Below are 26,489 nucleotides of genomic sequence, written 5' to 3'. Positions count from 1 at the left end.
GACGCAAGGAGCAACTGGCAATGCAAGATGCATACGAGATTCGGGTTGTCGACCGTCGCAGCGTTGACTTTGTCTCACACCCGTCCACCTGTCACTACTGGCTGTATGGATGCTATCCACGGTATCGCCACCAGTAGCGGGCAAGCGTGATGCTGACTCGATCAGGTGCGCATCGATTGCCGCTTGATGACAGTCAACGCTGTCGTTCGCCCCGACTGGCCGACTATCGTCAGCAGGAGTACCTATACCAGCCGCTGACACGTTGAGGGACCAACGACCGCTATGGCCGATTTGCAGGCCCCTTCGATTGAACAACTCAATATTCGCAGGCACCGCTCGACTGACGTTCATCGCAGATACGCCTGTTCGCCTCCGTCTTAGCGGCTCATGAAAGAACGCCGTCTTTCCAGTTCGACCGAGAAGTCGACGAGACGGCCGACGCATGCAGCATTGCCCAACATCGAAAGCAAATCGAAAGATTAACGGAGCCCTTTGCGCCGCCGGAGAAGTGCAAACATACATTCAGTAATCCGAAGTTTATAAATAAATCTAGCTAGCATATGCGGCCACAACTCTCATCTTGCAAGAGATATTAGATTGACAACAAAATCCTATACGAATCAGTACGTTGCATCCTATTTTCCATGATGCAAAACAAGAAACACAATCTCTTTTGTGCATTTCTGTGCCAAACAAAAAAGTACAAACTATATTGTGCGCCGACACCTATCACCCCCATTGCCAGTAGTGCCTTCGCGCATATCGTCTAATTCCGATATATGATTCGTTCTGTAGCGATGCAGATGCGTCGACGCCAGCCGGCGTCCCGCCTGCCTGTTGTGGAATACCTTGAAGCCAACCCAATGAAGCCCGATATCGACGCGATTCACAAAGCGCTTGCCAACCCGGTCCGCCGGGAGATTCTCGGCTGGCTGCGGGAACCGCACGCGCATTTTGCCGATCAGGAGTTGCCGCTCGATTACGGCGTCTGCGCGGGCAAGATCGACGCGCGCTGCGGGCTGTCGCAGTCCACCGTGTCGGCGCACCTCGCGGCATTGCAGCGCGCGGGGCTCGTCACGTCGAAGCGGGTCGGCCAATGGGTGTTTTTCAAACGCAACGAGCCCGTCATCCAGGCGTTCCTCGAACATATGAACGCAAGGCTCTGAACGCGTCATTCGCGTCGCCGCGCTTCTTTCATCACGCATTTTTTTCAGGCTCGGGCCGCGCCCGCCGCCAAAGGTGAACACTTATGCCGACTCTTTTCGATCCGCTCCAAATTGGTGACATCACGTTGTCGAACCGCATCATCATGGCGCCGCTGACGCGTCAGCGCGCCGAAGAAATCCGCGTGCCGAACGCGCTGATGGCGCGCTATTACGCTGAGCGTGCAACGGCCGGTCTGATCATCAGCGAAGCCACTTCGGTCACGCCGCAAGGTGTCGGTTATGCGGAAACGCCGGGCATCTGGTCGCAGGAGCAGGTCGAAGGCTGGAAGCTCGTCACGAACGCCGTACACGCAGCCGGTGGCAAGATCTTCCTGCAGCTTTGGCACGTCGGCCGCATTTCGGACCCGCTGTTCCTGAACGGCGAATTGCCGGTCGCGCCGAGCGCGATCGCGGCAAAGGGCCACGTGAGCCTGGTGCGTCCGGAACGTCCGTACGTGACGCCGCGTGCGCTGGAACTCGAAGAAATCGCCGGCGTGGTCGAAGCGTTCCGCAAAGGCGCGGAAAACGCGAAGGCCGCAGGTTTCGACGGTGTCGAAGTGCACGGCGCGAACGGCTATCTGCTTGATCAGTTCCTGCAGGACAGCACCAACACGCGCACCGATGCGTACGGCGGCCCGATCGAAAACCGCGCGCGTCTGCTGCTCGAAATCACCGACGCCTGTATCGACGTGTGGGGCGCGAACCGTGTCGGCGTGCATCTCGCACCGCGCCGCGACTCGCATGCCATGGGCGATTCGGACCCGGCCGGCACGTTCGGCTATGTGGCCCGCGAACTCGGCAAGCGCAAGATCGCATTCATCGCCGCACGCGAATCGCTCGGCGACGATCGCCTCGGTCCGCAACTGAAGAAAGCATTCGGCGGCCCGTACATCGCGAACGAAAAATTCACCAGGGAAACCGCGCAACAGGTGCTCGACGCGGGTGAAGCGGACGCGGTGGCATGGGGTCAGCTGTTCATCGCGAATCCGGATCTGGTGCGCCGCTTCGCGACGAATGCGCCACTGAACAAGCCGAATCCGGCGACTTACTATGCGCGCGGCGAAACCGGCTACGTCGACTATCCGACGCTGGAAACGGTCGAATAAGCAGGCGCGCTGCCGGACAATGCGGCAATGCGGCGACGCATCGAGACGGCGCATGAACAGCGGTCGCTAGCGGTGAATGCGCTGTAAAACACGCGGCGGGTGTGACTGAACGATATGTCGGTCACGTCCGCCGCGTTTTCTTTTGCATGCCGAAAAACCCGCACGTCATTCAAGATCACGCCGCATGAAAACGCGCTTCGATTCGTCGAGTCCTCGCGCGATATGCGCGTCGCGCCGAGCGATCAGCTCCGCGTCGAGTTCGGCTTGCGCGATATCGCGAAACCCAAGCCGCCGGTAATACGGCGCATTCCACGGCACATCGCGATACGTCGACAGGATGAGCTGCGGCAGTTGCCGCGCGCGCGCGAGTTGCGCGACCTGTTCGATCAGCGCCGCGCCGATGCGCCGTCCCGCATGCGAAGTCAGCACGTCGAGTTCCTGAACATAGATGCGCGCGGGCTGCGGCTCGAACATCACGAAGCCGGCGCACGTGGCATCGGCGTCCACGGCGACCATGATCTCGCGCGCGGCGATCTTACGCTCGACGAGATCTCGCGCCATCGGCGGAGCATCGGCAATGCCGGCCATGCCTACGCTGACGAAACGCTGGCCTGCTTCGAATTCGATCGCACGAATCGCGTCCGCTTCGTGCGCCAACGCAAAACGGAAGGTAACAGTGGCTGTGTGTTGCATGGGGTCCTGGTTGCGCGCTGACTGGCGGCGGCCGTGTGCTGGCCGCCATTGGCCGAAGACATTCCCCGATATTGGCATCCCGGCCGACGAATAGACAAGTGCGACAAGCGCGAAACAGGCATAAAGCCACTGCGCGCGCGCCTACAGGACTACACTCCAGACATCGGATCGCCCCTCGGCCAAACATGGACCTCCTGAATCTATTCCAGATCGCCCTGCACCTCGATCAGCACCTGATCACCCTGATCGAACAATTCGGCACCGGCGTGTACGCGCTGCTGTTTGTCGTCGTGTTCGTCGAGTATGGGTTTCTGCCGCTGTTCTTCCTGCCCGGCGATCCGCTGATCTTCATTTGCGGCGCACTCGCGGCCACCGGCGCGCTGAATGCGTGGATCGTGGCGCCCGTGCTGTTCGTCGCGACGGTGACCGGCAGCATAGTCGGTTATGGGCTCGGCCGCGCGGTCGGCGAAAAAGTCTATACCGGCGACTATCGCTGGCTGAACAAGCATGCGCTGCGTAAAGCGCACGCGTTCAGCGAGGCGCGCGGCGGCCTGACCTTTCTGCTGTCGCCGTACATCGCCGTGGTGCGCACGTTCGCGCCGTTCGTCGCGGGCGTCTCGCGCATGACGTTCTCGCGTTATGTGTGGCTGGTCAGCGCCGGTGCGGCGCTGTGGGTCGTGTCGCTGATGACCGCCGGCTTCCTGTTCGGCAATGTGCCGGTCGTGCGCGAGCACATGAGTTCGCTCGTGCTGCTGGGCATCCTGCTCGGCGGCGCGATGCTGCTGTGCGGCGCGCTGTGGCGCCTGTACCAGCGGCGCCCGCGCGCGGACTGAAAGCGCCGGCATCCTCCACTCGCTGTCCGGGGCGCGATGACCATACCGGCGTGGTCAGCTTGACCCCGCACAGATATGAAGGTAACCTTCACAGGTAGCCTTCGTATCCAGTCATCGCATGAGCAAGAACGACACCCCGGCCGCAGCCGATGCGCTCCACGCATTGGCGGAAGATCTGCGTGTGTTGGGCGTCAAGCTGCGCCGCCGTCTGCGCGAAGAGTCCAACGTGGGCGACTTCACGCCTTCGCAGATGCAGGTTCTCGCTCTGCTGGAGCGCGAAGGTCCGGCCACGGTCACGTCGCTCGCCCGCGCTCAGGGCATGCGCCCGCAGTCCATGGGCGAAACGCTTTCGGCTCTGAAAGCCGCCGGATTCGTCAGCGGCGCACCCGACCCGAACGACGGCCGGCAGACGGTTCTCTCCCTCACCCCAGCCTTCCGCAGAAAGATCAAGGCGAGCCGAACCGCGCGCGAAGACTGGCTATTTCGCACCATTCAGACCCGCTTTTCGGCGGCCGAGCAGAAACAGCTCGCAATTGGCGTCGACTTGCTCAAACGCCTGATCGACTCGTAACTCGCAGGAGCACACCATGGCACTCACCACTCTCGATGCAAAGACCGCGCTGGTCGTCATCGATTTGCAGCGCGGCATCGTCGCGCTGCCCACCGTTCATCCGTCGAGCGAAATCGTCCAACGCTCGGTCACGCTGCTCGACGCGTTCCGTCGCCACGGGCTGCCCGTGGTGCTCGTCAACGTCGCCGCGGGCGCACCGGGCCGCACGGACCAGGGCCGCCACACCGGCGACTTCCCCGCCGGCTTCGCGGACCTCCTGCCCGAACTGAAGCAGCAGCCGTCGGACCATCTGGTCACCAAGCGTACCTGGGGCGCGTTCACGAATACGGATCTCGAAGCGTATCTGCGCGAGCAAGGCGTCACGCAGGTGGTGCTGGCGGGCATTGCAACCAGCATCGGCGTCGAATCCACCGCACGTTACGCAAGCGAACTCGGACTGAACGTCACGCTCGTCGTCGACTCGATGACCGACCTGAATGCGGACGCGCACACCAACAGCATCACGCGCATCTTCCCGCGCCTCGGCGAAACCGGCACGACGCAGGAAGTGCTCGATCTGCTCGAAAGCACGCGCGCATAACGATGCGCACGAGCGGGCGCATGGGTTCACACGCGGCGCGCTCGCTTCAAAGGGGAATCTTCCGGTGACAGCCACATTCCGTTCGCTGCGAAACTTCAACTACCGGGTCTGGGCGAGCGGCGCGATCGTCTCCAACGTCGGTACGTGGATGCAGCGCACGGCGCAAGACTGGCTCGTACTGACGGAGCTGACGCGTCACAATGCGACCGCCGTGGGTATCGTGATGTCGCTGCAATTCGGTCCGCAAATGCTGTTGCTGCCGCTCACCGGCTATGCGGCCGATCACTTCGACCGGCGCAAGCTGCTGTTCGCCACACAGGCGGCAATGGGCTCGCTGGCGCTGGCCCTCGGTCTTCTCACCGTGACCGGACTCGTGCAGCTCTGGCAGGTCTATGTATTCGCGGGACTACTCGGCTGCGTCACCGCTTTCGATTCCCCCACGCGCCAGACCTTCGTGTCCGATCTGGTCGGCGAACACGATCTGGCAAACGCGGTCGGGCTGAATTCCACCTCGTTCAACGCCGCGCGCATGATCGGGCCCGCGGTGGCGGGCCTGCTGATCGCGTCGGTGGGCACCGGCTGGGTGTTTCTGATCAACGCGCTTTCGTTCGTCGCCGTGCTCGGTTCGCTGCGCATGCTGCGGCTCGGCGAATTGCATCAGAAGCCCCGCGCCATACGCCAACGCGGCAGCTTCGTGGAAGGCTTCAAGTATGTGTGGACGCGTCCCGATCTGAAGGCGGCACTGCTGATGCTGTTCCTGATCGGCACGTTCGGACTGAACTTCCCGATCTTCATCTCGACGATGTCGGTCACTGCGTTTCATGCGGGCGCAAGTCAGTACGGCGTGTTGAGTTCGACGATGGCGATCGGCTCGGTGACGGGCGCGTTGCTCGCCGCGCGCCGCGCGAGACCCCGGATGGCGCTGCTGCTCGGCGCGGCAGCGATCTTCGGCGTGGGTTGCGCGCTGGCGGCGGTGATGCCGAACTACCTGCTGTTCGGCATGATGCTCGTGGTGATCGGTGTATGTACGCAAACCTTCACCACGTCCACCAACAGCCTCGTGCAACTCTCGACCGAACCCGCGATGCGCGGCCGCGTGATCGCGATCCTGCTGGCAATCGCGCTGGGCGGCACGCCGCTCGGCGCGCCCGTGGTCGGCTGGGTGGCGGACCGGTTCGGCCCGCGCTGGGCGCTCGGCGTGGGCGCCGCATCGGGCTTCGCGGCGGCGCTGGTCGGCTTGCTTTATCTGATGAAATACCGCCAGTTGCGCGTGTATGTCGAGGGTCGACGGCTGCGTTACAGCATCGACGACCCACGGCCGGCTGCCGCTACTTCGTCTGCGGCTACGTCCTACGTCGGTCCCGTTGCCGCGGTCCGCAACGCCGCGTTGAATGAAGCGGAAGAAGACACTTCATCAAGCGTCTGAACGTCGGAGCACCTTTACCGCCGCGACAAAAAAGCCGCGCCTGAAATTCAGGCGCGGCTTTTCATTTGCAACGGCGGCGGCAGTGCTGCCGCGCTGACTTACTTCGCCACCGGCATCGTGAACTCGGCGCCCTTCGCGATGCTGTCCGGCCAGCGCTGCATGATGCTCTTGTAGCGCGTATAGAAGCGCACGCCCTCTTCGCCGTATGCATGGTGATCGCCGAACAGCGAACGCTTCCAGCCGCCGAACGAGTGCCATGCCATCGGCACCGGAATCGGCACGTTGATGCCGACCATGCCCACCTGGATCTGCCGCCCGAACGCGCGCGCGACCCCGCCATCGGAAGTGAAGAGCGACACGCCGTTGCCGAACTCGTGCGCGTTGATCAACTGGACGGCGCTCGCGAAGTCGGGCACGCGCACCACCGCGAGCACCGGGCCGAAGATCTCTTCCTTGTAGATCTTCATCTGCGTGCCGACATGGTCGAACAGCGTACCGCCGACGAAGAAGCCCGCTTCGCCCGCCACCGGGTGCGCGCGGCCATCGACGATCAGCTTCGCGCCTTCCGCCTCGCCCGACGCGATATAGCCTGCCACCTTGGCCTTATGTTCGGCGGTAACCAACGGTCCCATCTCGGCGTCGAGATGCTCGCCGTTCTTGATGACGAGCGCCTTGACGCGCGGCACCAGCCTGTCGATCAGCTGATCGGCGACATTGCCGACCGCCACCGCCACCGAGATCGCCATGCAACGTTCGCCCGCCGAACCGTAGGCCGCGCCGATCAATGCATCGACCGCCTGGTCGAGATCGGCATCCGGCATCACCACCAGATGATTCTTCGCGCCGCCCAACGCCTGCACACGCTTGCCGTGCTTCGATGCCTCCGTGTGAATGTATTCGGCGATCGGCGTGGAGCCCACGAACGACAACGCTGCGACGTCGGGGTGTTCGATCAGCGCATCCACGGCCACCTTGTCGCCATTCACGACGTTGAACACGCCGTCAGGCAGTCCGGCTTCCTTCAGCAACTCAGCGATCCGCAGCGACGCCGAAGGATCGCGCTCCGACGGTTTCAGCACGAACGTATTGCCACAGGCGAGCGCGACCGGGAACATCCACATCGGCACCATCACCGGGAAATTGAACGGCGTGATGCCGGCGACCACACCGAGCGGCTGGCGCAGGTTCCAGTTGTCGATGCCGCCGCCGATCTGGTCGGTGAAATCGGTCTTCAACAGGTTCGGTATGCCGCACGCGAACTCGACCACTTCGATGCCGCGCACCACCTCGCCTTGCGCGTCCGTGAACACCTTGCCGTGTTCGCGCGTGATCAGCATCGCGAGTTCGTCGTGATGCTGGTTCAGCAACTCCTTGAACTTGAACAGAATGCGCGCGCGCTTGAGCGGCGCGGTCTCGCTCCATGCGGGAAACGCGGCTCTCGCTGCGTTGACGGCCGCATCCACTTCCTCGACCGATGCCATCGCCACGGAGCCGGTCACTTCGCCGGTCGCCGGGTTGAAGACGTCCTTGAAGCGGCCGCTCGTCGGCGCGACCGTGGCGCCGCCGATGTAATGGCCCAACTGCTGCACCGACAGCTTCGCTTGTTCGTTCACTGCGTTCATGACTTACCTCGTGTTCGGAGAAGGCCGCGGTGCATCGCCACCGGGCGCGGGCAAAAAAGATCGGACCATGTCGGACGGCCTGCGAGCGGCGCTCCGCTTGCCGGCCGGGCTCAATCGGGACTCGCCCAACTGTATCGACGGTGCCCGTCATATTCCCGATACAGCGCAACAGAACCGCGCCTCACTGTATTGTTTTCTGCGTGGCAACTGTATTGGAGCGTGGGTGTCGAGGCGACGTCCGCTCAAAACCCACCCACGCCCCGCGTCACCAGCGCATACCGCCCGCATGTCAACTGCTCCCTGAGGAACTCGATGCAGACCTGGATTCGCGCCGACGACGACAGCCGTTCCGCCGTCACCGCCCACACATCGGCGGACTGATGATAGTCGGGCAACACCCGCACCAGTTCGCCGGCGCGCAGGCTTTCGGCCACGTCCCAGATCGACACCATCACCACCCCGTAACCGTCCTTGGCCCACTGCACGACGATGTCGCTCAGATTCGACGCGACCGTGCCGGTCACCTTCACGCTCTTTTCGCCATTCGGCCCGCTCAGCCGCCAGACGCCGAAGCGATCGTCGCGTCCGCGAAACAACAGGCAGTCGTGCTGCGTCAGGTCGCTCAGATCGGCCGGCACGCCACGCCGTTCGAGGTAGGCCGGCGACGCGCAGAGAATCCGCGTGCTCTCCACCATCTTGTGCGCGATCAGATGCGGCTCCTGCACTTCGCCCACGCGTACGTCGATGTCGAAGTTCTCGCCGACCAGATCCGCGCGCCGGTCCAACAACTCCAACCAGATCTCGAGATTCGGATGACGCTCGCGCAGCATCGCGAGAATCGGCGACACGTGTTTGCGCCCGAGCCGCAGACTCGTGCTGATGCGCAGCAAACCGCGCAGCTCCGTGCGACGGTCGGCGAACGCGTCGGCCATGCCCTGCACGTCGTCCAGTATTTTCTGCGCCCATTGCAAGGCGGCTTCGCCGTCGCTCGTCACGCTGACGCGGCGCGTGGTGCGCTGAAACAGCTTGACGCCGAGACCGGCCTCGAGCATCGCGATCCGCTTGCTCACATGCGAGGGGGACAAACCCATTTCGGTCGACGCCGCAACGAAGCTGCCGCGCCGCGCGATGTTGCAGAACAACTGGAGATCGCGCAGGAAAGATTCATTGCTGGCTGTGAGCGCATTCTGATTTTCCATCTGGTCGCATTGTGTCGGTGCGGAAGCACATTACCCTAGCTGTAACGAATGGCTCGGGCAAGCCAGGGCAGACCTGGTGGGATGTCCGGGACACTGGGATGCTAGTTAACCCTGGGCGCCGACCTGCGTTTGAAGTGGATGCCGCATTGCGGCAACCCGACGGACCGCCCGCCTCGTGTCACTGAAGGTCACCGAAAGTCACTGAAGGTCACTGAAGGTCACCGCAGGTCACTGAAGGTCACCGCAGGTCGCGCCAGTCCAGGAAAGTCCTGGCTTGCATAGTTTTGGTTTCAGTACGCAAATGAGTCGGCCATAGAAAGCTGATAGAAAACACTTCTGTTCAGGAGACGATATGGAAACGAACGCATCGGCGGGCACCCACGAGCACCGCTCGCAGGCTCGCAAAGCAACCGCCAGCGGCTGGATCGGCTCGGCGCTCGAGTACTACGATTTCTTCATCTACGCTCAGGCGGCCGCGCTTATCTTCCCGCAGTTGTTCTTTCCATCGGGCAACCCGAGGATCGCGATCATCGCATCGCTCGCAACCTATGGCGTCGGTTACGTCGCGCGGCCGATCGGCGCGGTCGTGCTCGGCCATTGGGGCGACACCCACGGCCGCAAGAACGTGTTGCTCGTGTGCATGTTCCTGATGGGCTTCTCCACGATGGCGGTCGGTTTTCTGCCCACCTACCATTCCGTCGGGCTGCTCGCGCCGACACTGCTGGTAATCCTGCGTCTGATTCAGGGCTTCGCGGTCGCCGGTGAAATCTCGGGCGCGAGTTCGATGATTCTCGAACACGCGCCATTCGGACGACGCGGCTATTACGCGAGCTTCACGCTGCAAGGCGTGCAGGCCGGCCAGATTCTCGCCGCGGCCGTGTTCCTGCCGCTCGCCTACTTCATGAATGAAAGCACGTTCAACTCATGGGGCTGGCGCATTCCGTTCCTGCTCAGCGCGGTCGTGCTGATCGCCGGCTACTACATTCGCCGCGAAGTGCACGAAACGCCCGCGTTCGAGAAGGAAGACGCCAGCGGCGATGTGCCGAAGTCACCGATCGTCGAAGCCTTCCGCTACAACTGGGGGGATATGCTGCGCGTGGTCGGCTGCTCGCTGATGAATGTGATTCCGGTGGTCGCCACGATCTTCGGCGCGGCGTATGCGGTACAGGCGTCGTACGGCGTCGGCTTTTCGAAGAGCGTCTATCTGTGGATTCCCGTGATCGGCAACATCGTCGCGGTGCTGGTGATTCCGTACGTGGGCAATCTGTCGGACCGCATCGGCCGGCGTCTGCCGATCATCGTCGGCGCACTCGGCGCGGGGCTGCTGTCGTTCGGCTACCTCTACGCGATCAGTATCAGGAACGTGCCGCTCGCGATCGTCATGTCGATCCTCATGTGGGGCATCGTCTACCAGGGCTATAACGCGATCTTCCCGAGCTTCTATCCGGAGCTGTTCCCGACCCGCTCGCGGGTCTCCGCGATGGCGATCGGCCAGAACATCGGCACCACGATCACCGCGCTCCTGCCGGCGCTGTTCGCCTACGTCGCGCCGCCCGGATCGAACAACATCCCGCTCACCATCGGCGCGATCACGTTCGGCATCACGGTGATCGCGGCGGTGACGGCATGGAGCGCACGCGAGAACTACCGCGTCAAGCTGAGCGATCTGGGCCAACCCAACGCGGTGCCGATCGACAAGCACAGCTACGAAGCGCTGCGCGCCGAGACGATGGCCCAGGCAAAAAAAGCCGTCGCGTAAGCACTGACTGACGCCGCTCATCGCCGCTAACGAGGACACGCTTCATGGACAGAATCCGGATCGCCGTAGCCGGCGCGGGCTACATCGGCCGCGCTCACATGGCCGTCGCGCAACAGAGCGGCACGTGCGCGCTGTCGGCGATCGTCGACCCGTCGCCGGCAGCCGAGGCGCTCGCCGCCGAGGCCGGCGTGCCGATCTACCGGACGCTCGACGAACTGCTCGAACGGGATCGCCCCGATGGCGTGATCCTCGCGACCCCGAACCAGCTCCATGCGGAGCATGCGTCGACCTGCCTCGCGGCCGGCGTGCCGGCACTGCTCGAAAAGCCGATCGCGCCGACCGTCGACGAAGCAGAAACGCTCGTCGCCGCAGTGGAGCGCAGCGGCGTGCCCTTGCTGATCGGCCACCACCGCGCGCACAGTCCGATCATGGCGCGCGCGCGGCAGCTGATCGACGAGGGCCGGCTCGGCAAACTGGTCGCGGTGATGGGCAGCGCGGTGTTTTTCAAACCGGACCAGTATTTCGCCGACGCCGAATGGCGGCGCAAGCCAGGCGGCGGGCCGATTCTGCTGAACATGATTCACGAGGTGCACAACCTGCGCATGCTGTGCGGCGATATCGTCGCCGTGCAGGCTTTTTCATCGCATGCGACACGCGGCTTTCCAGTCGAGGACACGGTGGCGATCAATCTGCGTTTCGCAAACGGCGCGCTCGGCAGCTTCATGGTGTCGGACACCGCCGCGTGCGCGCGCAGCTGGGAGCAGACGTCGCAGGAAAACAAGGCCTACCCGACCTATCCGGACGAAGATTGCTACGTGATCGCGGGCACGTTCGGCTCGCTCTCGGTGCCGACGATGCGCCTGAAAACCTATGCCAAAGCCGAGGACCGTTCGTGGTGGAAGCCGTTCGACGAGAGCGTAGCGGCGCTGACTCGCGACGATCCGCTCAAGCTTCAACTCGAACACTTCGGGCGCGTGATTCGGCGCGAAGCCCAGCCGCTCGTCAGTGCCCGCGACGGCTTGCAGAATCTGCGTATCACCGAGGCGATCGTCGAAGCCGCCAACGCGGGGTCGGTCGTCGACACGATGCCTGCCACCGCGTCGGCTCACTGAATCCATGAGTCTTGCACTGTTCAATTCATTCTTCAGGGATGCTCAATGAAAACGTTCGTGATGCTGCACGGCATCAACCACAATATGTTCGGCAAACGCGATCCGGCGCAATACGGCACCATCACGCTGGCCGAGATCGATAGCAAACTCCAGGCGCTGGGCAACGAACTGGGCGTCAAGGTGGAGAGTTTTCAGACCAACAGTGAAGCCGACATGTGCGAGCGCATTCACCAGGCTTTCACCGATAACGTCGACGGCGTATTGATCAATGCCGGCGCATGGACGCATTACAGCTACGGAATTCGCGATGCGCTGGCGATTCTGGTGGTGCCGGTGGTCGAGATCCACATGTCGAACATTCATGCGCGGGAAGCGTTCCGGCATCAATCGGTGTTCGCGGAGATCGTCAAAGGACAGATTTGCGGCTTCGGCGTCGATAGTTATCTGCTCGGGCTGCGGGCCGCCGTGTCGGCGGCTGCGTAGAGTACCGCGCATGCGTGACGCCGCGTGCGGTGGCCGTGACCGCAAGCGGCGCGTTATAAAGCGCATGTTGCACACGCTCGGCCGGCGCGGCGCGTCCACCTGCCACCCTCAGCGCCATTGTTCGGTCAGTTCGTTGGCCAGTACCATCTTCTCGCGGACCACACCGACGAGACCCGCGTCGACACCGCTCTGCGCCTTCAGGAATTTGAGCGCGGCGGAATGCACGGTGCGCATCGCGCGTCCATCGATCCCGGCCATGCGCGGCGCGCTGCGCCGCGTTTCTTCGACCAGGTCGCGGGCGCTGCCGAAGTCGGGCGACAAGCCGCTTAGCGTCTCGAACGCAGCGCCCAAGCCGGCCGCGTAGTCGCGCGACTGCCCGAGCCTGTCGATGTCGACCAGCAGATCGACACCTTCCGCGATCCGCAGCGCGCACAGAATCCACAACGCGATGAATGCCCGATACGCGTTATTACCCTCCGCCGTACGCGCAAATTGCTCGCACGCCATCGCATAGGCGTCGTCCGACATCGACGCCACCGGCAGCAAGCTCACGCCGCAAACGTCGAGCGCCTGCCTGACCAGCGGGTCCGACTGATTCAGACCCAGCACGCGAAACGGCGCGGCGACGAAAAACGGATTGCTCCATTGCTGACTGAGCAGCCACCCCGACGCGAACTGCGACGCGGGATTGCGCAGCACGCCCACGTGCATTGCATGCGCAAACGCGGCTTTCAACCAAGGCAGGCGGCCCGATGAGCGACAGAACTTGAACACCGGCACGCGGTGCTGTTCGACCGTGCGCTCGCATAGATTGCGCAAATAGGCCTGCAACGCCGGGAATTCCGCGTCCGGCACGCTGGCAAAACGATCGACGCTAAAGCGCTTGCTGTAGCCCGCGACTCCGCGCGCGTCTTTCTGAAGGAACGGCCGGTACTCGTCGAAGTACGGCGCGGCGAGCGGCGGATGGCCCGAGGTCAGCGTGGGACGCGACGCAGCGACATCGGCGAGGCTCAGTTCGGCGAGCACGTTGCTGAGCGGTTCATAAAAACCGGTTACCGTGTCGAGATCGCGCAGCCGCGACCAGACCCAGGTTCCTGCGCTGCGCCAGCCGGTATGCAGAAATACCGCCTGTTTCAGGGGACTTTTGCGCGCAGCATCGTTCGGCCTGGCGGTTGACTCGCCAGCGACACCTGACAGACCACCTGAGGGCTCTTGTGACAACGGCATGGGACGTCTCTTCAAATGTAAGCGACAACGATTCGATGGAAAGCGGGCGCTGCCCGAGCCACGCTATGGCGGCGGATACTTTAGCGGTTCAAGCTGTCGGCTGCGTTACGGAAACATCACTTTACCCTGCGATGCCGGGCCGCATTCGCGCCGGGCACGCGGCGCGCGGCAATGGAACAGCGCAGCCAAACGCATTATGCTGCCAGACTCCCGCACTCACACGTCGCTGACATGAACGATTCGGCCGATATCCGGTTCCTGTTGACCCTCCGCGAAAGTGGCAGCCTGATCGCCGCGGCGCGCAAACTGGGGCTGTCGCCGTCGGCGATCACACAGCGCCTTCAGCAGCTGGAAAAGAAGCTGGGCGCGCAACTGGTGAACCGCAGCGCGCGCCGCCTGCACTTCACCGACGAAGGCATGCTGCTGTGCGAACGGGGCGCCGAACTCGTCGAGCAGTTCGACGCGTTGTTCGAAGACTTGCAGATGCGCCGCAGCGGCCTCGTCGGCACGCTGAAAATCAACGCGCCGTTGGGATTCGGCCGACGCCACCTTGCGCCCGTGATCGGCGACTTCCAGCAACAGAACCCGGATATCGACGTCGCCCTCACGCTATCGGACCGGCCTTTGACCGAGACGATGGATCGATTCGATATCGTCGTGCATATCGGCGAGCTGCCGCTATCGAATCTGGTCGGCTACACGATCGCGCCGAATGCCCGCTTCGTCTGCGCGGCGCCTGCCCTGCTCAAACGACTGGGCGCGCCGGAGTCGCCGGACGCGTTGAGCCGGCTGCCTTGTATCGTGCTGCGCGAGAACAACGAAGATGTGTCGCTCTGGCAGTTCAGCAAGGGGCGCACGCGCCGCAGCGTGCGCGTGTCCGCCCGCCTGAGCTGCAACGACGGCGACGTGATCCGCCAGTGGGCCTGCGAAGGCCGCGGCATGATCCTGCGCTCCGAATGGGACGTGGCCGATGACATCGCGAAGGGGCGGCTGGTGCGTTTGCTGCCGGGATGGAAGACTCCGGACGCCAATGTGATGGCGCTCACGCATCAGCGCGCGGGTCTGCCGGCGCGCACGCGGCATTTCATGCAGTACTTGCAGAACAGGTTCAGGCCGCTGCCGCCGTGGCGGCGTTGAGTATGTGACTCCATGCGCGGCGATGCACTGCGACCTGCATTCAGTATCGCTGAATCTATGAGTTAGCTTAGCTAAACGCCCGAGTGCTGACTGAATTCTATAATCGGCTCATCGTTCCGCGCCGGTGAAATCATGATTGCGCAATCAGTGCCTGCCGCGTTTCCGAAAGCGGTCCTCTTCGACCTGCTCACCGCCCTGCTCGATTCGTGGACCTCGTGGAACCACGCAGCCGGTTCCGAGCAGACTGGCCGCGCATGGCGAGCCGCTTATCTGCGCCTGACCTATGGCTGCGGCCGCTACATCGCGTATGAGCAACTGGTGCGCAAAGCCGCCGCGCAAGTCGGCTTGCCGGAATCCGCCGCGCTCGCACTCGAGGCGCACTGGCTGACACTGAAGCCCTGGCCCGGCGCAATCGACGCATTGCGAGCGCTCGAACCGCACTGCAAGCTCGCGATCGTCACCAATTGCTCCACACGCCTGGGCACGCGGGCGGCCAACCTGATCCCGATCCGCTGGGATGCGATTGTGACCGCCGAACAGGCCGGCGTCTACAAACCGGACCCGCAACCGTACCGGCTCGCGCTCGCGCAACTAGGCGTGCAGGCGCACGAAGCCGCATTCGTGGCCGGTTCCAGCTACGACATGTTCGGCACCGCCGCCGTCGGTTTGCGGACATACTGGCATAACCACGTCGGCCTGCCGCTCGTCGCGGGCGCCGAGCCGCCCGAGATCGAGGCGCCGACGCTCGACCTGCTGGTTCCGTGGCTCGGCCGCTTCGGCCTGTAAGCCGCAACCCTCTCAATTCCCGGTGAAAGCATGAAACTCGAACAGATCGAAACCCCGGCCGCGTTGATCGATATCGCGCGCATGCAGAAGAACATCGCGCGCATGCAGGGGCATATGAACACGCTCGGCGTCGCGTTCCGGCCGCACGTGAAGACCACCAAATGCATCGACGTAGTGCGCGCGCAGATCGCCGCCGGCGCGCGCGGCATCACGGTGTCGACGCTGAAGGAAGCGGAAGCGTTCTTTGCCGCCGGCATCGACGACATTCTCTACGCGGTCAGCATGGCCCCTTCGAAGTTGCCGAGAGCGCTGGCGCTGCGCCGCCAGGGCTGCGATCTGAAGCTGGTGGTGGACAACCCGACCGCCGCGTCGGCCATTGCCGCATTCGGCGATCAGCACGGCGAAACCTTCGAGGTGTGGATCGAGGTCGACACAGACGGACACCGCTCGGGCATCACGCCGGAAGAAGACACGCTGCTCGCAGTCGGCCGGATTCTCCATGAGAACGGCGTCAAGGTGGGTGGCGTGATGACCCATGCGGGATCGAGCTACGAGCTCGATACACCGCAAGCGCTCGCCGCGCTCGCGGAGCAGGAACGCGCGGGCTGCGTGCGCGCGGCGCAACGTCTGCGCGACGCCGGCATTGCGTGCCCGGCGGTCAGCGTCGGCTCCACGCCGACCGCGCTCGCCGCCACACACCTCGAAGGCGTCACCGAAGTGCGGGCCGGCGTCTACGTGCTGTTCGATCTGGTGATGCACAACGTCGGCGTGTGCGCGCTCGACGACATCGCGCTCAGCGTGCTCGCCACCGTGATCGGCCATCAGGCGGACAAGGGCTGGGCGATTCTCGACGCGGGCTGGATGGCGATGAGCCGGGATCGCGGCACGTCGAAGCAGTCGCACGATTTCGGCTATGGCCAGCCGTGTCTGCTGAACGGCACGCTGCTGCCCGATTACCTGGTGAGTGGCGCGAACCAGGAGCACGGCATTCTGGCGCCGATGCAAGCGGATGCGCACGCCGACGATATTACGCAGCGCTTCCCGATAGGCATGAAGCTGCGCATTCTGCCGAATCATGCATGCGCGACCGGTGCGCAATTTCCCGAGTATCACGCGGTGGCGCCGGACGGCGGCAGCGTGGAATGGAGACGCTTTCAGGGCTGGTAGCCAGGTACGGCCCTGAGCCCCCAGGCATCCAGTTCACTCGTCCTCCTCTGCGAGCCCGGCCAGCAGATCGTCGACCGCGCGATACACACGCTCGACGATCTCCGGCCCCACCTTGCGCTCCAGCGCCCGATAGTGCGCTTCGAGGTCCTTCGAAATCACGCGCACCAGTTCCGCGCTCGTGTCCGTCAGCGACACCAGCACGCGGCGCTGATCTTCCGCGAAACGCTCCTTGATCACCAGGTCCATGCTCTCCATCCGCGCGAGCACGCCGGCCATGCTCGGGCTCGAAATCGTGCAGATATCGGAGATGTGGCGCGGCTCCATCGGGCCATGTTCGTCGAGCGCGCGAATCACGCGCCATTGCTGCTCGGTCAGTCCATGAGCGGTGATCAACGGACGAAAACGCTCCATCATTTTCTCTCGTGCGCGCAACAACAGCATCGGCAGGTTGCGGTGCAAAACTCGCGTGGCAGCGGACATGTGGGCAAAGAATAAAAACAGCTGTCGGTGCTTAAGGGAAAACCCGCGATCAACCGGCAGCCTATTGACCGTGAATGATATCAAGCGCAATACTACTAACATGTTAGTGTTTCCGTCGAGTTTTTTCCAGGAGACCGATCCCCTTATGTTTGCCCTTGCCGATCACCTGCTGCATCCCGAAGGCGACGCGCTGCCTCGCGACGTGGACGCGCGCACCGCGGCTGTGCTGCTCGCGCGCGGCATTGCGTTCCGCGCGCCGGTCCGTGGCGCGGTGTACGGGACCTTGCTGAACGACCGCGCCGCGCTGGATGCGTTAGGCGACGCGATGCACGCCGCGCCGTATAAGGCGCCGCCGAAAGCGCCGATTCTTTATCTGAAGCCTCGCAACACGCTCGCTGGGCATCGAGCGCGGGTCGTCGTGCCGGACGACGCGACGGGCGTGGAAGTCGGCGCTTCGCTGGGTATCGTGATAGGCCGCACCGCAACACGCATTGACGTGGATCGCGCGGCCGACTACATCGCAGGCTATACGCCGGTCGCCGATCTGAGCGTGCCGCATACGAACGTATATCGGCCTTCGGTGCGTCTGCGCGCACGCGACGGCTTTTGCGTGGTCGGGCCAGCGGTGGTAGGGGCGCGTCAAGTTGCAACGCCGGATGATCTCGGTATCGAGGTCGTGGTCAACGGCACGAAGCGCTTCACGGCGAGCACCGTGTCGTCGGTGCGCAACGTCGCGCAGTTGCTCGCGGACGTGACCGATTTCATGACACTCAATGCCGGCGACGTGATTACGCTCGGCGTGCGTCACGGCTCGCCGGTCGCCCATATCGGCGAGACGGCCACGATCACGATCGGGGAACTGCCACCGCTCACGGTGTCGTTTGTCGGCGCAACAGAACACGATGGAGAACAACGATGATGCGCGGCCGTGTGGCGTATGCAGGCGCGATTCACGAAGCCTATCCCGACGCCAATGGCGTGCGCCTCGCGGACGGCCGCGTGCGTCGCGAAGATGAAGTGGTGTGGCTCGCGCCGCTCGAAGCCGGCACCATCTTCGCGCTCGGCCTGAACTACGCCGAGCATGCGAAGGAATTGCAGTTCGACAAGCAGGAAGAACCGGTCGTCTTTCTCAAGGGACCGGGCACCGTGCTCGGTCATCGCGGCGTGACGCGGCGCCCCGCCGATGTCACGTTTATGCACTACGAGTGCGAACTGGCGGTCGTGATCGGCCAGAGCGCGCAGAACGTGACGCGCGAGAACGCGATGCAGCATGTGGCCGGCTACATGATCGCCAACGACTACGCGATCCGCGATTACCTCGAAAACTACTACCGCCCCAACCTGCGCGTGAAGAATCGCGACGGCGGCACCGTGCTCGGCCCCTGGTTCGTCGACGCCGCCGACATCGCGGACGTCACGCAACTGGAATTGCGCACGTTCGTGAACGGCACGCTGCAACAGCACGGCAACACGCGCGATCTCGTCACCGACATCCCCGCGCTGATCGAGTATCTGAGCGGCTTCATGACGCTCGCGCCCGGCGACGTGATCCTGACCGGCACGCCGGAAGGCATTGTCAACGTGAACGCGGGCGATGAAGTGGTCTGCGAAATCGACGGCCTGGGCCGTCTGGTCACCACGATTGGATCCGACGCGGATTTCGGCCGCGCGTGACCGGCTGTTTTACATGGGACCGGCGTAAGCGCTATGGGACCAGAGTGCGAAGCATGGGACCGGAGTAAGTGCTGAAGCACTAACTCCGATCGACATAAGCGCTGAAGCGCCAACTCTGGTCGACACGCTAACTCCGATCGACAGCACAAGAAAGGACAACGCAATGCGAATCGACCATCTGATCGACGGCGAGAAGTGCGCCGCAAAAGACTATTTCGAAACGGTCAATCCGGCTACGCAAGAAGTACTGGCCGAAGTCGCACGCGGTGGCACGCTGGAGGTGGACGCCGCCGTGCGCGCCGCCAAAGACGCGTTTCCCGCCTGGGCCGCCAGGCCCGCCGCGGAACGCGCGAAGCTGATCCGCAAGCTCGGCGAACTGATCACCAAACACGTGCCGGAGATCTCGGAGAGCGAAACGAAGGATACCGGCCAGGCCATTTCGCAAACGCGCAAGCAGCTCGTGCCACGCGCCGCCGACAACTTCAGCTACTTCGCGGAGATGTGCACGCGCGTCGACGGCCATACGTATCCCACCGACACGCATCTGAACTACACGCTATTTCATCCGGTCGGCGTATGCGCGCTGATCTCGCCGTGGAACGTGCCGTTCATGACGGCCACGTGGAAGGTCGCGCCCTGCCTCGCCTTCGGCAACACGGCCGTGCTGAAGATGAGCGAACTGTCGCCGCTCACCGCGTCGATGCTCGGCCAGCTCGCGCTCGAAGCCGGCATTCCGGCCGGTGTGCTGAACGTGGTGCACGGCTTCGGCAAGGAAACCGGCGAACCGCTGGTCGCGCATCCCGACGTGCACGCGGTGTCGTTCACAGGATCGACCGCGACCGGTAACCGCATCGTGCAAACGGCCGGCCTGAAGAAGTTTTCGATGGAACTCGGCGGCAAGTCGCCGTTCGTGATTTTCGACGACGCCGATTTCGAACGCGCACTCGACGCCGCCGTGTTCATGATCTTCTCGAACAACGGCGAACGCTGCACGGCGGGTTCGCGCATTCTGGTACAGCGCTCGATTTACGCGCGTTTCGCCGAGCGCTTCGTTGAACGCGCGAAGCGTTTGAGCGTGGGCGATCCGCTCGCAGACAGCACCATTGTCGGCCCGATGATCAGCCAGGCACATCTGGCGAAAGTGCGCAGCTATATCGAGCTGGGTCCGAAAGAAGGCGCGACGCTCGCGTGCGGCGGCCTCGACATGCCCAGCCTCCCCGACGCGATGCGCAAAGGCAACTTCGTGATGCCGACAGTGTTCGTCGATGTCGACAACCGCATGCGCATCGCGCAGGAAGAAATCTTCGGCCCGGTTGCGTGCCTGATTCCGTTCGACGACGAAGCCGATGCGATCAAGCTCGCCAACGACATCTCGTACGGCCTGTCGAGCTACATCTGGACCGAGAACACGGGCCGCGCACATCGCGTCGCCGCCGCCGTCGAAGCAGGCATGTGCTTCGTCAACAGCCAGAACGTGCGCGATCTGCGCCAGCCGTTCGGCGGCACCAAGGCATCGGGCGTGGGCCGCGAAGGCGGCACGTGGAGCTACGAAGTGTTCCTCGAACCGAAGAATGTCTGCGTATCGCTCGGCTCGCATCACATTCCGCGCTGGGGCGTTTGAGCCGCGCAAGCGTTTGGATTCGACGCGCGAGTGCGGCGTGGCTCGCGTCACATAGAACAGCAACTGTCTTGCAGGGGAGCGGAGTGGGCTGTTTGGGACCAGAGTAAGCGCTGAAGCGCCAACTCTGGTCGACACGCTAACTCCGGTCGACCGCTTTGCATGGGACCGGAGTAAGCGCTATGGGACCAGAGTAAGCGCTGAAGCGCCAACTCTGGTCGACACGCCAACTCCGATCGACCGCTTTGCATGGGACCGAAGTAAGCGCTATGGGACCAGAGTAAGCGCTGAAGCGCCAACTCTGGTCGACACGCTAACTCCGATCGACCGCTTTGCATGGGACCGAAGTAAGCGCTAAAGCGCTAACTCCGGTCGACACAGGAGACTGCGATGGGCAAACTCGCGTTGGCAGCAAAAGTGACTCACGTCCCTTCGCTATATCTGTCCGAACTCGACGGCCCACATAAAGGCTGCCGTCAGCCCGCGATCGACGGCCATCATGAAATCGGCCGGCGTTGCCGCGAACTGGGTGTGGACACGATCGTCGTGTTCGACGTGCACTGGCTCGTGAATAGCGAATATCACATCAATTGCGCGCCGAAATTCGAAGGCGTCTACACGAGCAACGAACTGCCGCATTTCATCAAGAACATGCCCTACGCGTATCCGGGCAATGTCGGGCTCGGCAATCTGATCGCGGAAGTCGCCAACGAAATGGGCGTGAAAAGCCGCGCGCACAGCGAGACCACGCTGGAACTCGAATACGGCACGCTGGTGCCGATGCGCTATATGAACGGCGATCGGCATTTCAAGGCAGTATCGGTGGCGGGCTGGTGCATGTGGCACGACCTCGAAACGAGTGCGCGCTTCGGTCTCGCGGTACGCAAGGCGATCGAGGAGCACTACGAAGGCACCGTCGCGATTCTGGCGAGCGGCTCGCTCAGCCATCACTTCGCCAACAATGGCACGGCCGAGCAATTCATGCACAGGGTGTGGAGTCCGTTTCTCGAACGAATGGACCGCAGCGTGGTCGAGTTGTGGGAAGCCGGCGACTGGAAGACCTTCTGCGAAATGCTGCCGCTCTACAACGAGAAATGCTGGGGCGAAGGCGGCATGCACGACACCGCGATGCTGCTCGGCGCGCTCGGCTGGGATCGTTACGACGGCAAGGTGGAAGTCGTCACGCCGTACTTCGGCAGTTCAGGCACCGGCCAGATCAATGCGATCTTCCCGGTTACGCCACTGCCCGCCTGAGTTTTGAGGAGACCCACGTGCCCCACCTGACACTCGAATACAGCGCCAATCTCGCCGACGCACAGAGCATCGGCCAACTGTGCGACACGCTCGCGCAATGCCTCGACGCGCAACGCGAGAACGAACAGAAGGTCTATCCGCTCGGCGGCATCCGCGTGCGCGCAGTGCGCTGCGAGCAATACCGCATCGCCGACGGCCGTCCCGACGCCGCGTTCCTGCACGCGAACCTGAAGATCGCCGCAGGCCGCTCCGATGCCGTGAAAAAGGCCACCGGCGATGCGCTGTTCGCACTGATCAAACAGCACTTCGCGGCCGAGTTCGAACAGCAGGGGCTGGCGTTGTCGCTGGAAATCAACGAGTTCAGCGAAGCCGGTACGTGGAAGCACAACAATCTGCACGCACGGCTGAAAGCTTGAAATCGCCACGCTGACGCCGCACGGCTAAGGCCTGACCTTCAATCCCGGCGGCGGCTCACAGAGAATCCATCATGCTAGACGAACAGACCGTCCGCGACCTCGCGGCGCAACTCGACCACGCCGAGAAAACCCGCACTCAACTGCGCCACTTCTCCGCCCAGTATCCGCAGATGACCGTTCAGGACGGCTACGCGATTCAACGCGAGTGGGTCAGGCTCAAGCTCGCCGAAGGCCACGTCATCAAGGGCCGCAAGATCGGGCTGACCTCGCGCGCGATGCAACGCTCGTCGCAGATCGACGAACCCGATTACGCGCCGCTGCTCGACAGCATGTTCATCGAGAACGGCCAGGACATCCGCGCCGACCGCTTCATCGCGCCACGCGTCGAAGTGGAACTGGCATTCGTGCTCAGCAAGCCGTTGAAAGGCCCCGGCGTCACGCTGTTCGACGTGCTGGACGCCACCGCTTACGTGACCCCCGCGGTGGAAATCATCGACGCGCGCATCGAACAGTTCGACCGCGACACCAGGGCGCCGCGCAAGGTCTACGACACGATCTCGGACTTCGCGGCGAACGCGGGCATCGTGCTGGGCGGCCGGCCGGTGCGCCCGCTCGATGTCGATCTGCGCTGGGTCGGCGCGCTGCTCTACAAGAACGGCACGGTCGAAGAAAGCGGCCTCGCGGCCGCGGTGTTGAATCACCCGGCAACGGGCGTTGCCTGGCTCGCCAACAAAATCGCTCCGTACGACGAATCATTGAACGCGCACGACGTGATCCTGAGCGGCTCGTTCACGAGCCCCATACCCGCGCGCGCGGGCGACACGTTTCACGTCGACTATGGTCCGCTCGGCGGCATCGGTTTGAATTTCATCTGACTGGATCGACATGTCCCTACCGCACAACCCATTCAAGCGCGCGCTGGCTGAGGGCCGGCCGCAATTCGGCCTGTGGGCCGCGCTCGCCGACGCCTATGTGACCGAGTTGCTGGCTACCGCCGGTTTCGACTGGCTGCTGATCGACAACGAGCATGCGCCGAACGACGTGCGCAGTACCCTGTCGCAATTGCAGGCCGTCGCTGCCTATGCGTCGCATCCGGTGGTGCGCCCGGTGCGCAGCGACAGCGCTCTGATCAAGCAGTTGCTCGACATCGGCGCGCAAACGCTGCTGCTGCCGATGATCGACACAGCCGCACAGGCCGCCGAGGCGGTCGCCGCAACCCGCTATCCGCCGCACGGCATACGCGGCGTGGGCAGTGCGCTGGCGCGCGCGTCGCGTTGGAACCGCGTGCCCGACTATCTGAACACGGCGGCCGACGAGTTGTGCGTGCTGGTCCAGGCGGAGACCGTGCAGAGCATGGAGAATCTGGCGGCGATTGCCCACGTGGAAGGCGTGGACGGCGTGTTCTTCGGGCCATCGGATCTGAGCGCGTCGATGGGCCTGCTCGGCAAGCCGGGCGACACGCGCGTGCGCGAGGCGATTCGCCACGGCATCGAGACCGTGCGCGGCGCGGGCAAGGCCGCCGGCGTGCTCGCGCCCGATCCGGCGTTTGCCGCGGAATATCTCGCGGCGGGCGCGAGCTTCGTGGCGGTCGGCACGGATACGGGGCTGCTCAGCCGTGCGGCGGCGGACCTGGCTGCGTCGTACCGAAACACGGCGGCGGGAACGACGCCGACCAGAGGCGGTTATTAATCAGGCTCCCGAGTCGCTGACGAACCGGCCTATGCGGCAAGAAGCGCACTACTCCCCCGCGGGCCACGGCAACCCCAGTTCCGACCAGTCCAGCTCCACGCCGATCACCGTTCGCCCGGCCGCGAGCTGCAGGGCCAGGGTCACGGCAATGCAAGGCCGTCCGCTCGCCAGCGAAAGATAAGGATTACTGGTGACCGTCACGCCCGGCAGCAGCACCGCATTCCGGAAATACGGCCGGTGGTCCCATCGCGCATCGCGCGGATTCGCCACCGGCTGCAGCGATGCGCCCTCCTTGCTCCACGCCGGCCCCGGCACTTCATGACCGATCTGCCGGCCCGAATCGTCGAGAATGAAGCAACTGATGCAACGCTCGAAGGTTGCGAGCGGCGCGAACGCGTCGTCCATGATCGTGCCGGCCAACAGCGCGGCGGCGGCGACCCGCAACGCGGCGCGATAAGGCTCCATTTCGGATTCGAACAGCGCATGCTGATGCGCGCGCCCCTGGGCGATCACATCGAACGCTTCATCGATCTGCCGGTGTACCGACTCCGGCGGCGCGATCTGCGCGGCCGGCCGCCCGAGCAGATAGCCCTGCGCAAAATCCACGTTCGACTCCACCGCCAGAATCAGTTCGTCGGTGGTCTCCACGCCTTCGACCACCACCAGCATTCCGGCCTGGTGCAGCAACGACACGAGCTTCGGCAGAATCGGCTGCCCGGTGCCGTGCGTAGTTGCGCGAATCAGTTCGCCGTCGAGCTTGACGAGGTCCGGCCGAATCCGCAACAGCCGGTCGAGATTCGACTGCCCGGCGCCGAAATCGTCGACGGCGATCAGGAAGCCATACTCGCGGTACAAGGCCGCCGCGCGCGACATGTCGTCGACACTGCCGCCGTGCGATTCGAGAATCTCGAGAATCACCCGTTCGGTTTCGAAGCCCGCCGTCCGCACGATAGTCGCGAGCCGCTCGGGGTAACCGTCGGCGATGAAGGTGGCCGGCAGGATGTTGAGGAACAGCCACGCGTCGCCGGGCAGCAGCCGGCATGCGTTGCCCAGGTGGACGGCGTGACTCGCGCGGTCGAGCGCGCCTTCGTCGTTCGACGGCTTCGGCGCGAACATCACCGCGGGCGGCACCAGCGTGCCGTCGTCCTGCTCGCCGCGCAGCAACGCCTCGAACCCCACCTGCTTCTGATGTGACAGGCTGTAGAGCGGCTGGAAGTGCGAGATCAGGTAGAAGTCCCCCCATCGATGCCGCCGCGCCGTGCCGCGTTCGCTTTCCTCGCCGCCCTCTCCGTTTGCCTCGCTCGCGAACCGCCGCAGCGTTTCGAGCGGCAGCGCGCGTTCGGCGCACACGCGGTTGCGGCCCGAGTGTTTGGCGCGCAGCAACGCTTCGTCGGCGCGGTCGAGCAACACCATGATGCTTTCGCCATGCCGGTGTTCGGCCACGCCGAAGCTCGCGGTCAGGTTGCCGTCCGGCCGCTCGATCGCGGCAATCGCGACGCGCAGCCGCTCGGCCAGTTGCAGCGAGCGGTCGAGTCCGTCATGCAGCAGCACCGCGAACTCCTCGCCGCCGATCCGGCTCACGCTGTCGTTGGCGGTGGTTTCGTCCATCAGCACCTGCGCGACCTGATGCAGCGCGTGATCGCCGGTCGCATGGCCGAACCGGTCGTTCAAGGACTTGAAGTTGTCGAGGTCGAGGAAGATCGCGCTGACCTGCATGTCGGACGTGATCGCATCGAGGCGGCGCTCGGCCTGCTTGACGAACGCCCGGCGGTTTTGCAAGCCGGTCAGTGGATCGGTCGCCGCGAGTTTCGCCAGTTGGCTTTCGAGCAGGAAATGGTTGCGCCGGAAGCGGTAAAAGCCGAAGTGAAAGGCGATCGAGGTCGGCACGCCGATCGCCACGATCCACATCCACATCACCACGTCGACGTCATGCGGATGCGGCTCGCCGAGCAGCAGCGCGAACGCGGCCGCATAGAACAGCGTGCTGCCGATGAAGAAATGCGCCGGCGTGAGCCACAGAGGCGCGGCACAGATCGGAATCGCCACTAACGCGGGCAGCACCCACAGCAGCGGCTGGGCGAGCCCCGCGACGTTCAGTGCGAGGCCGGCCAGCAGCACCTGCATGTACGCCACGCCGATTGCGCAGAACAGCCAGGGCGACTTCGCACTCGGGATCGCCAGCACCAGCAGCATCAGCACCAGCGCGCACGTCAGCCGGTACGCGAGCGGCGGCGCCGGGCCGTCGACCAGGTTGCGCGCCCCGACCATGAACAGGAACGCAACCACCGTGAAGGCCAGCGTCACCGTGACCAGCGGGCGCTGATGCTCCAGCGAACGCCGGTGAAAGCGATCGCGCAAACCGGGATCGGGCAGTTGCTGCGTTGAGGTGGCACACATATGGGTTAGATATCAGGCTGGTTCCAGTCACTCCACCAATGGTTATCGGCAAACA

The 26,489-nt window shown here is 63.7% G+C and carries 25 protein-coding genes; 19 read left to right on the top strand and 6 right to left on the bottom strand.

Annotation, left to right across the window (positions count from 1 at the left end; all coding sequences use genetic code 11):
* Positions 1-863: 863 nt before the first annotated feature.
* Both P0D89_RS04755 and P0D89_RS04750 read left to right on the top strand, forming a co-directional pair.
* Positions 864-1,166: an ArsR/SmtB family transcription factor gene (locus tag P0D89_RS04755; RefSeq protein ID WP_408363003.1), complete on the top strand. Its 303-nt coding sequence runs from the start codon at positions 864-866 to the stop codon at positions 1,164-1,166.
* An 83-nt stretch (positions 1,167-1,249) separates the two neighbouring features.
* Positions 1,250-2,311 (top strand): alkene reductase, encoded by a 1,062-nt coding sequence (locus P0D89_RS04750; RefSeq protein ID WP_408363001.1) that lies wholly within the window; start codon positions 1,250-1,252, stop codon positions 2,309-2,311.
* Positions 2,312-2,476: 165 nt separating this feature from the next.
* Here the strand turns inward: P0D89_RS04750 and P0D89_RS04745 are convergent, their stop codons facing one another.
* Positions 2,477-3,004, bottom strand: coding sequence for a GNAT family N-acetyltransferase (locus tag P0D89_RS04745; RefSeq protein ID WP_408362999.1), 528 nt, complete (start codon positions 3,002-3,004; stop codon positions 2,477-2,479).
* A gap of 185 nt (positions 3,005-3,189) precedes the next feature.
* On the opposite strand from P0D89_RS04745, the gene P0D89_RS04740 reads away from it, so the two are divergent.
* The 4 genes from P0D89_RS04740 to P0D89_RS04725 all read left to right on the top strand — a co-directional run bounded on the left by P0D89_RS04740 (position 3,190) and on the right by P0D89_RS04725 (position 6,414).
* A complete protein-coding gene (locus P0D89_RS04740; RefSeq protein WP_408362997.1) occupies positions 3,190-3,837 on the top strand; it encodes a VTT domain-containing protein in 648 nt (215 codons plus the stop codon).
* A gap of 118 nt (positions 3,838-3,955) precedes the next feature.
* A complete protein-coding gene (locus P0D89_RS04735) occupies positions 3,956-4,408 on the top strand; it encodes a MarR family winged helix-turn-helix transcriptional regulator (RefSeq protein WP_408362995.1) in 453 nt (150 codons plus the stop codon).
* Between the two features lie 16 nt (positions 4,409-4,424).
* Positions 4,425-4,988: an isochorismatase family protein gene (locus P0D89_RS04730; protein WP_408362993.1), complete on the top strand. Its 564-nt coding sequence runs from the start codon at positions 4,425-4,427 to the stop codon at positions 4,986-4,988.
* A gap of 64 nt (positions 4,989-5,052) precedes the next feature.
* Positions 5,053-6,414: an MFS transporter gene (locus P0D89_RS04725; protein ID WP_408362991.1), complete on the top strand. Its 1,362-nt coding sequence runs from the start codon at positions 5,053-5,055 to the stop codon at positions 6,412-6,414.
* Positions 6,415-6,512: 98 nt separating this feature from the next.
* On the opposite strand, the gene P0D89_RS04720 is transcribed toward P0D89_RS04725, so the two are convergent.
* Positions 6,513-8,036, bottom strand: coding sequence for a CoA-acylating methylmalonate-semialdehyde dehydrogenase (locus P0D89_RS04720; RefSeq protein ID WP_408362989.1), 1,524 nt, complete (start codon positions 8,034-8,036; stop codon positions 6,513-6,515).
* Between the two features lie 242 nt (positions 8,037-8,278).
* Positions 8,279-9,235, bottom strand: coding sequence for a LysR family transcriptional regulator (locus P0D89_RS04715; RefSeq protein ID WP_408362988.1), 957 nt, complete (start codon positions 9,233-9,235; stop codon positions 8,279-8,281).
* A gap of 352 nt (positions 9,236-9,587) precedes the next feature.
* Here P0D89_RS04715 and P0D89_RS04710 point away from each other — a divergent pair, with 352 nt between their 5' ends.
* From P0D89_RS04710 to aroQ, 3 genes are read left to right on the top strand one after another with little or no spacing between them, the layout of a single operon-like run.
* On the top strand, positions 9,588-10,994 hold the full coding sequence (locus P0D89_RS04710; protein WP_408362986.1) for an MFS transporter: 1,407 nt from the start codon (positions 9,588-9,590) through the stop codon (positions 10,992-10,994).
* A gap of 44 nt (positions 10,995-11,038) precedes the next feature.
* A complete protein-coding gene (locus P0D89_RS04705) occupies positions 11,039-12,106 on the top strand; it encodes a Gfo/Idh/MocA family protein (protein ID WP_408362984.1) in 1,068 nt (355 codons plus the stop codon).
* 45 nt (positions 12,107-12,151) lie between these two features.
* A complete protein-coding gene (gene aroQ, locus P0D89_RS04700) occupies positions 12,152-12,589 on the top strand; it encodes a type II 3-dehydroquinate dehydratase (protein WP_408362982.1) in 438 nt (145 codons plus the stop codon).
* A gap of 108 nt (positions 12,590-12,697) precedes the next feature.
* Here aroQ and P0D89_RS04695 read toward each other — a convergent pair whose 3' ends face one another.
* Positions 12,698-13,816, bottom strand: coding sequence for a hypothetical protein (locus P0D89_RS04695; RefSeq protein WP_408362980.1), 1,119 nt, complete (start codon positions 13,814-13,816; stop codon positions 12,698-12,700).
* A 231-nt stretch (positions 13,817-14,047) separates the two neighbouring features.
* Here P0D89_RS04695 and P0D89_RS04690 point away from each other — a divergent pair, with 231 nt between their 5' ends.
* The 3 genes from P0D89_RS04690 (at position 14,048) to P0D89_RS04680 (ending at position 16,906) form a co-directional block, all read left to right on the top strand.
* On the top strand, positions 14,048-14,953 hold the full coding sequence (locus tag P0D89_RS04690) for a LysR family transcriptional regulator (RefSeq protein WP_408362978.1): 906 nt from the start codon (positions 14,048-14,050) through the stop codon (positions 14,951-14,953).
* Between the two features lie 132 nt (positions 14,954-15,085).
* A complete protein-coding gene (locus tag P0D89_RS04685) occupies positions 15,086-15,739 on the top strand; it encodes an HAD family hydrolase (protein WP_408362976.1) in 654 nt (217 codons plus the stop codon).
* 30 nt (positions 15,740-15,769) lie between these two features.
* Positions 15,770-16,906, top strand: a complete 1,137-nt coding sequence (locus P0D89_RS04680) for a DSD1 family PLP-dependent enzyme (protein WP_408362974.1) — start codon at positions 15,770-15,772, stop codon at positions 16,904-16,906.
* Positions 16,907-16,939: 33 nt separating this feature from the next.
* Here the strand turns inward: P0D89_RS04680 and hpaR are convergent, their stop codons facing one another.
* Positions 16,940-17,347: a homoprotocatechuate degradation operon regulator HpaR gene (gene hpaR / locus P0D89_RS04675; protein ID WP_408362972.1), complete on the bottom strand. Its 408-nt coding sequence runs from the start codon at positions 17,345-17,347 to the stop codon at positions 16,940-16,942.
* Positions 17,348-17,531: 184 nt separating this feature from the next.
* On the opposite strand from hpaR, the gene P0D89_RS04670 reads away from it, so the two are divergent.
* The 7 genes from P0D89_RS04670 to hpaI all read left to right on the top strand — a co-directional run bounded on the left by P0D89_RS04670 (position 17,532) and on the right by hpaI (position 24,037).
* Positions 17,532-18,305, top strand: coding sequence for a fumarylacetoacetate hydrolase family protein (locus tag P0D89_RS04670; protein WP_408362970.1), 774 nt, complete (start codon positions 17,532-17,534; stop codon positions 18,303-18,305).
* Complete coding sequence (locus P0D89_RS04665; protein WP_408376204.1) at positions 18,302-19,060, top strand: fumarylacetoacetate hydrolase family protein; 759 nt, start codon at positions 18,302-18,304, stop codon at positions 19,058-19,060. Before P0D89_RS04670 ends, P0D89_RS04665 begins: the two co-directional genes overlap by 4 nt.
* Positions 19,061-19,223: 163 nt before the next feature.
* On the top strand, positions 19,224-20,681 hold the full coding sequence (gene hpaE, locus P0D89_RS04660) for a 5-carboxymethyl-2-hydroxymuconate semialdehyde dehydrogenase (RefSeq protein ID WP_408362966.1): 1,458 nt from the start codon (positions 19,224-19,226) through the stop codon (positions 20,679-20,681).
* Between the two features lie 387 nt (positions 20,682-21,068).
* Complete coding sequence (hpaD, locus tag P0D89_RS04655) at positions 21,069-21,932, top strand: 3,4-dihydroxyphenylacetate 2,3-dioxygenase (protein ID WP_408362964.1); 864 nt, start codon at positions 21,069-21,071, stop codon at positions 21,930-21,932.
* A gap of 17 nt (positions 21,933-21,949) precedes the next feature.
* On the top strand, positions 21,950-22,348 hold the full coding sequence (locus P0D89_RS04650; RefSeq protein ID WP_408362962.1) for a 5-carboxymethyl-2-hydroxymuconate Delta-isomerase: 399 nt from the start codon (positions 21,950-21,952) through the stop codon (positions 22,346-22,348).
* Between the two features lie 71 nt (positions 22,349-22,419).
* On the top strand, positions 22,420-23,223 hold the full coding sequence (gene hpaH, locus P0D89_RS04645; protein ID WP_408362960.1) for a 2-oxo-hept-4-ene-1,7-dioate hydratase: 804 nt from the start codon (positions 22,420-22,422) through the stop codon (positions 23,221-23,223).
* A gap of 10 nt (positions 23,224-23,233) precedes the next feature.
* Positions 23,234-24,037: a 4-hydroxy-2-oxoheptanedioate aldolase gene (hpaI, locus tag P0D89_RS04640; protein WP_408362958.1), complete on the top strand. Its 804-nt coding sequence runs from the start codon at positions 23,234-23,236 to the stop codon at positions 24,035-24,037.
* Between the two features lie 48 nt (positions 24,038-24,085).
* Here the strand turns inward: hpaI and P0D89_RS04635 are convergent, their stop codons facing one another.
* Positions 24,086-26,434: an EAL domain-containing protein gene (locus P0D89_RS04635; RefSeq protein WP_408362956.1), complete on the bottom strand. Its 2,349-nt coding sequence runs from the start codon at positions 26,432-26,434 to the stop codon at positions 24,086-24,088.
* Positions 26,435-26,489: the final 55 nt, after the last annotated feature.

The organism is Paraburkholderia sp. RL18-085-BIA-A (assembly GCF_046027075.1).
In the GTDB taxonomy this organism is placed as follows: domain Bacteria; phylum Pseudomonadota; class Gammaproteobacteria; order Burkholderiales; family Burkholderiaceae; genus Paraburkholderia.
This window is presented reverse-complemented; position numbering and strand designations above follow the sequence as displayed.

Coding starts and splice junctions, on each gene's coding strand:
- P0D89_RS04755 (WP_408363003.1), top strand. CDS start 864: ATGAAGCCCGATATCGACGCGATTCACAAAGCGCTTGCCAACCCGGTC.
- P0D89_RS04750 (WP_408363001.1), top strand. CDS start 1,250: ATGCCGACTCTTTTCGATCCGCTCCAAATTGGTGACATCACGTTGTCG.
- P0D89_RS04745 (WP_408362999.1), bottom strand. CDS start 3,004: ATGCAACACACAGCCACTGTTACCTTCCGTTTTGCGTTGGCGCACGAA.
- P0D89_RS04740 (WP_408362997.1), top strand. CDS start 3,190: ATGGACCTCCTGAATCTATTCCAGATCGCCCTGCACCTCGATCAGCAC.
- P0D89_RS04735 (WP_408362995.1), top strand. CDS start 3,956: ATGAGCAAGAACGACACCCCGGCCGCAGCCGATGCGCTCCACGCATTG.
- P0D89_RS04730 (WP_408362993.1), top strand. CDS start 4,425: ATGGCACTCACCACTCTCGATGCAAAGACCGCGCTGGTCGTCATCGAT.
- P0D89_RS04720 (WP_408362989.1), bottom strand. CDS start 8,036: ATGAACGCAGTGAACGAACAAGCGAAGCTGTCGGTGCAGCAGTTGGGC.
- P0D89_RS04715 (WP_408362988.1), bottom strand. CDS start 9,235: ATGGAAAATCAGAATGCGCTCACAGCCAGCAATGAATCTTTCCTGCGC.
- P0D89_RS04710 (WP_408362986.1), top strand. CDS start 9,588: ATGGAAACGAACGCATCGGCGGGCACCCACGAGCACCGCTCGCAGGCT.
- P0D89_RS04705 (WP_408362984.1), top strand. CDS start 11,039: ATGGACAGAATCCGGATCGCCGTAGCCGGCGCGGGCTACATCGGCCGC.
- aroQ (WP_408362982.1), top strand. CDS start 12,152: ATGAAAACGTTCGTGATGCTGCACGGCATCAACCACAATATGTTCGGC.
- P0D89_RS04695 (WP_408362980.1), bottom strand. CDS start 13,816: ATGCCGTTGTCACAAGAGCCCTCAGGTGGTCTGTCAGGTGTCGCTGGC.
- P0D89_RS04690 (WP_408362978.1), top strand. CDS start 14,048: ATGAACGATTCGGCCGATATCCGGTTCCTGTTGACCCTCCGCGAAAGT.
- P0D89_RS04685 (WP_408362976.1), top strand. CDS start 15,086: ATGATTGCGCAATCAGTGCCTGCCGCGTTTCCGAAAGCGGTCCTCTTC.
- P0D89_RS04680 (WP_408362974.1), top strand. CDS start 15,770: ATGAAACTCGAACAGATCGAAACCCCGGCCGCGTTGATCGATATCGCG.
- hpaR (WP_408362972.1), bottom strand. CDS start 17,347: ATGCTGTTGTTGCGCGCACGAGAGAAAATGATGGAGCGTTTTCGTCCG.
- P0D89_RS04670 (WP_408362970.1), top strand. CDS start 17,532: ATGTTTGCCCTTGCCGATCACCTGCTGCATCCCGAAGGCGACGCGCTG.
- P0D89_RS04665 (WP_408376204.1), top strand. CDS start 18,302: ATGATGCGCGGCCGTGTGGCGTATGCAGGCGCGATTCACGAAGCCTAT.
- hpaE (WP_408362966.1), top strand. CDS start 19,224: ATGCGAATCGACCATCTGATCGACGGCGAGAAGTGCGCCGCAAAAGAC.
- hpaD (WP_408362964.1), top strand. CDS start 21,069: ATGGGCAAACTCGCGTTGGCAGCAAAAGTGACTCACGTCCCTTCGCTA.
- hpaH (WP_408362960.1), top strand. CDS start 22,420: ATGCTAGACGAACAGACCGTCCGCGACCTCGCGGCGCAACTCGACCAC.
- hpaI (WP_408362958.1), top strand. CDS start 23,234: ATGTCCCTACCGCACAACCCATTCAAGCGCGCGCTGGCTGAGGGCCGG.
- P0D89_RS04635 (WP_408362956.1), bottom strand. CDS start 26,434: ATGTGTGCCACCTCAACGCAGCAACTGCCCGATCCCGGTTTGCGCGAT.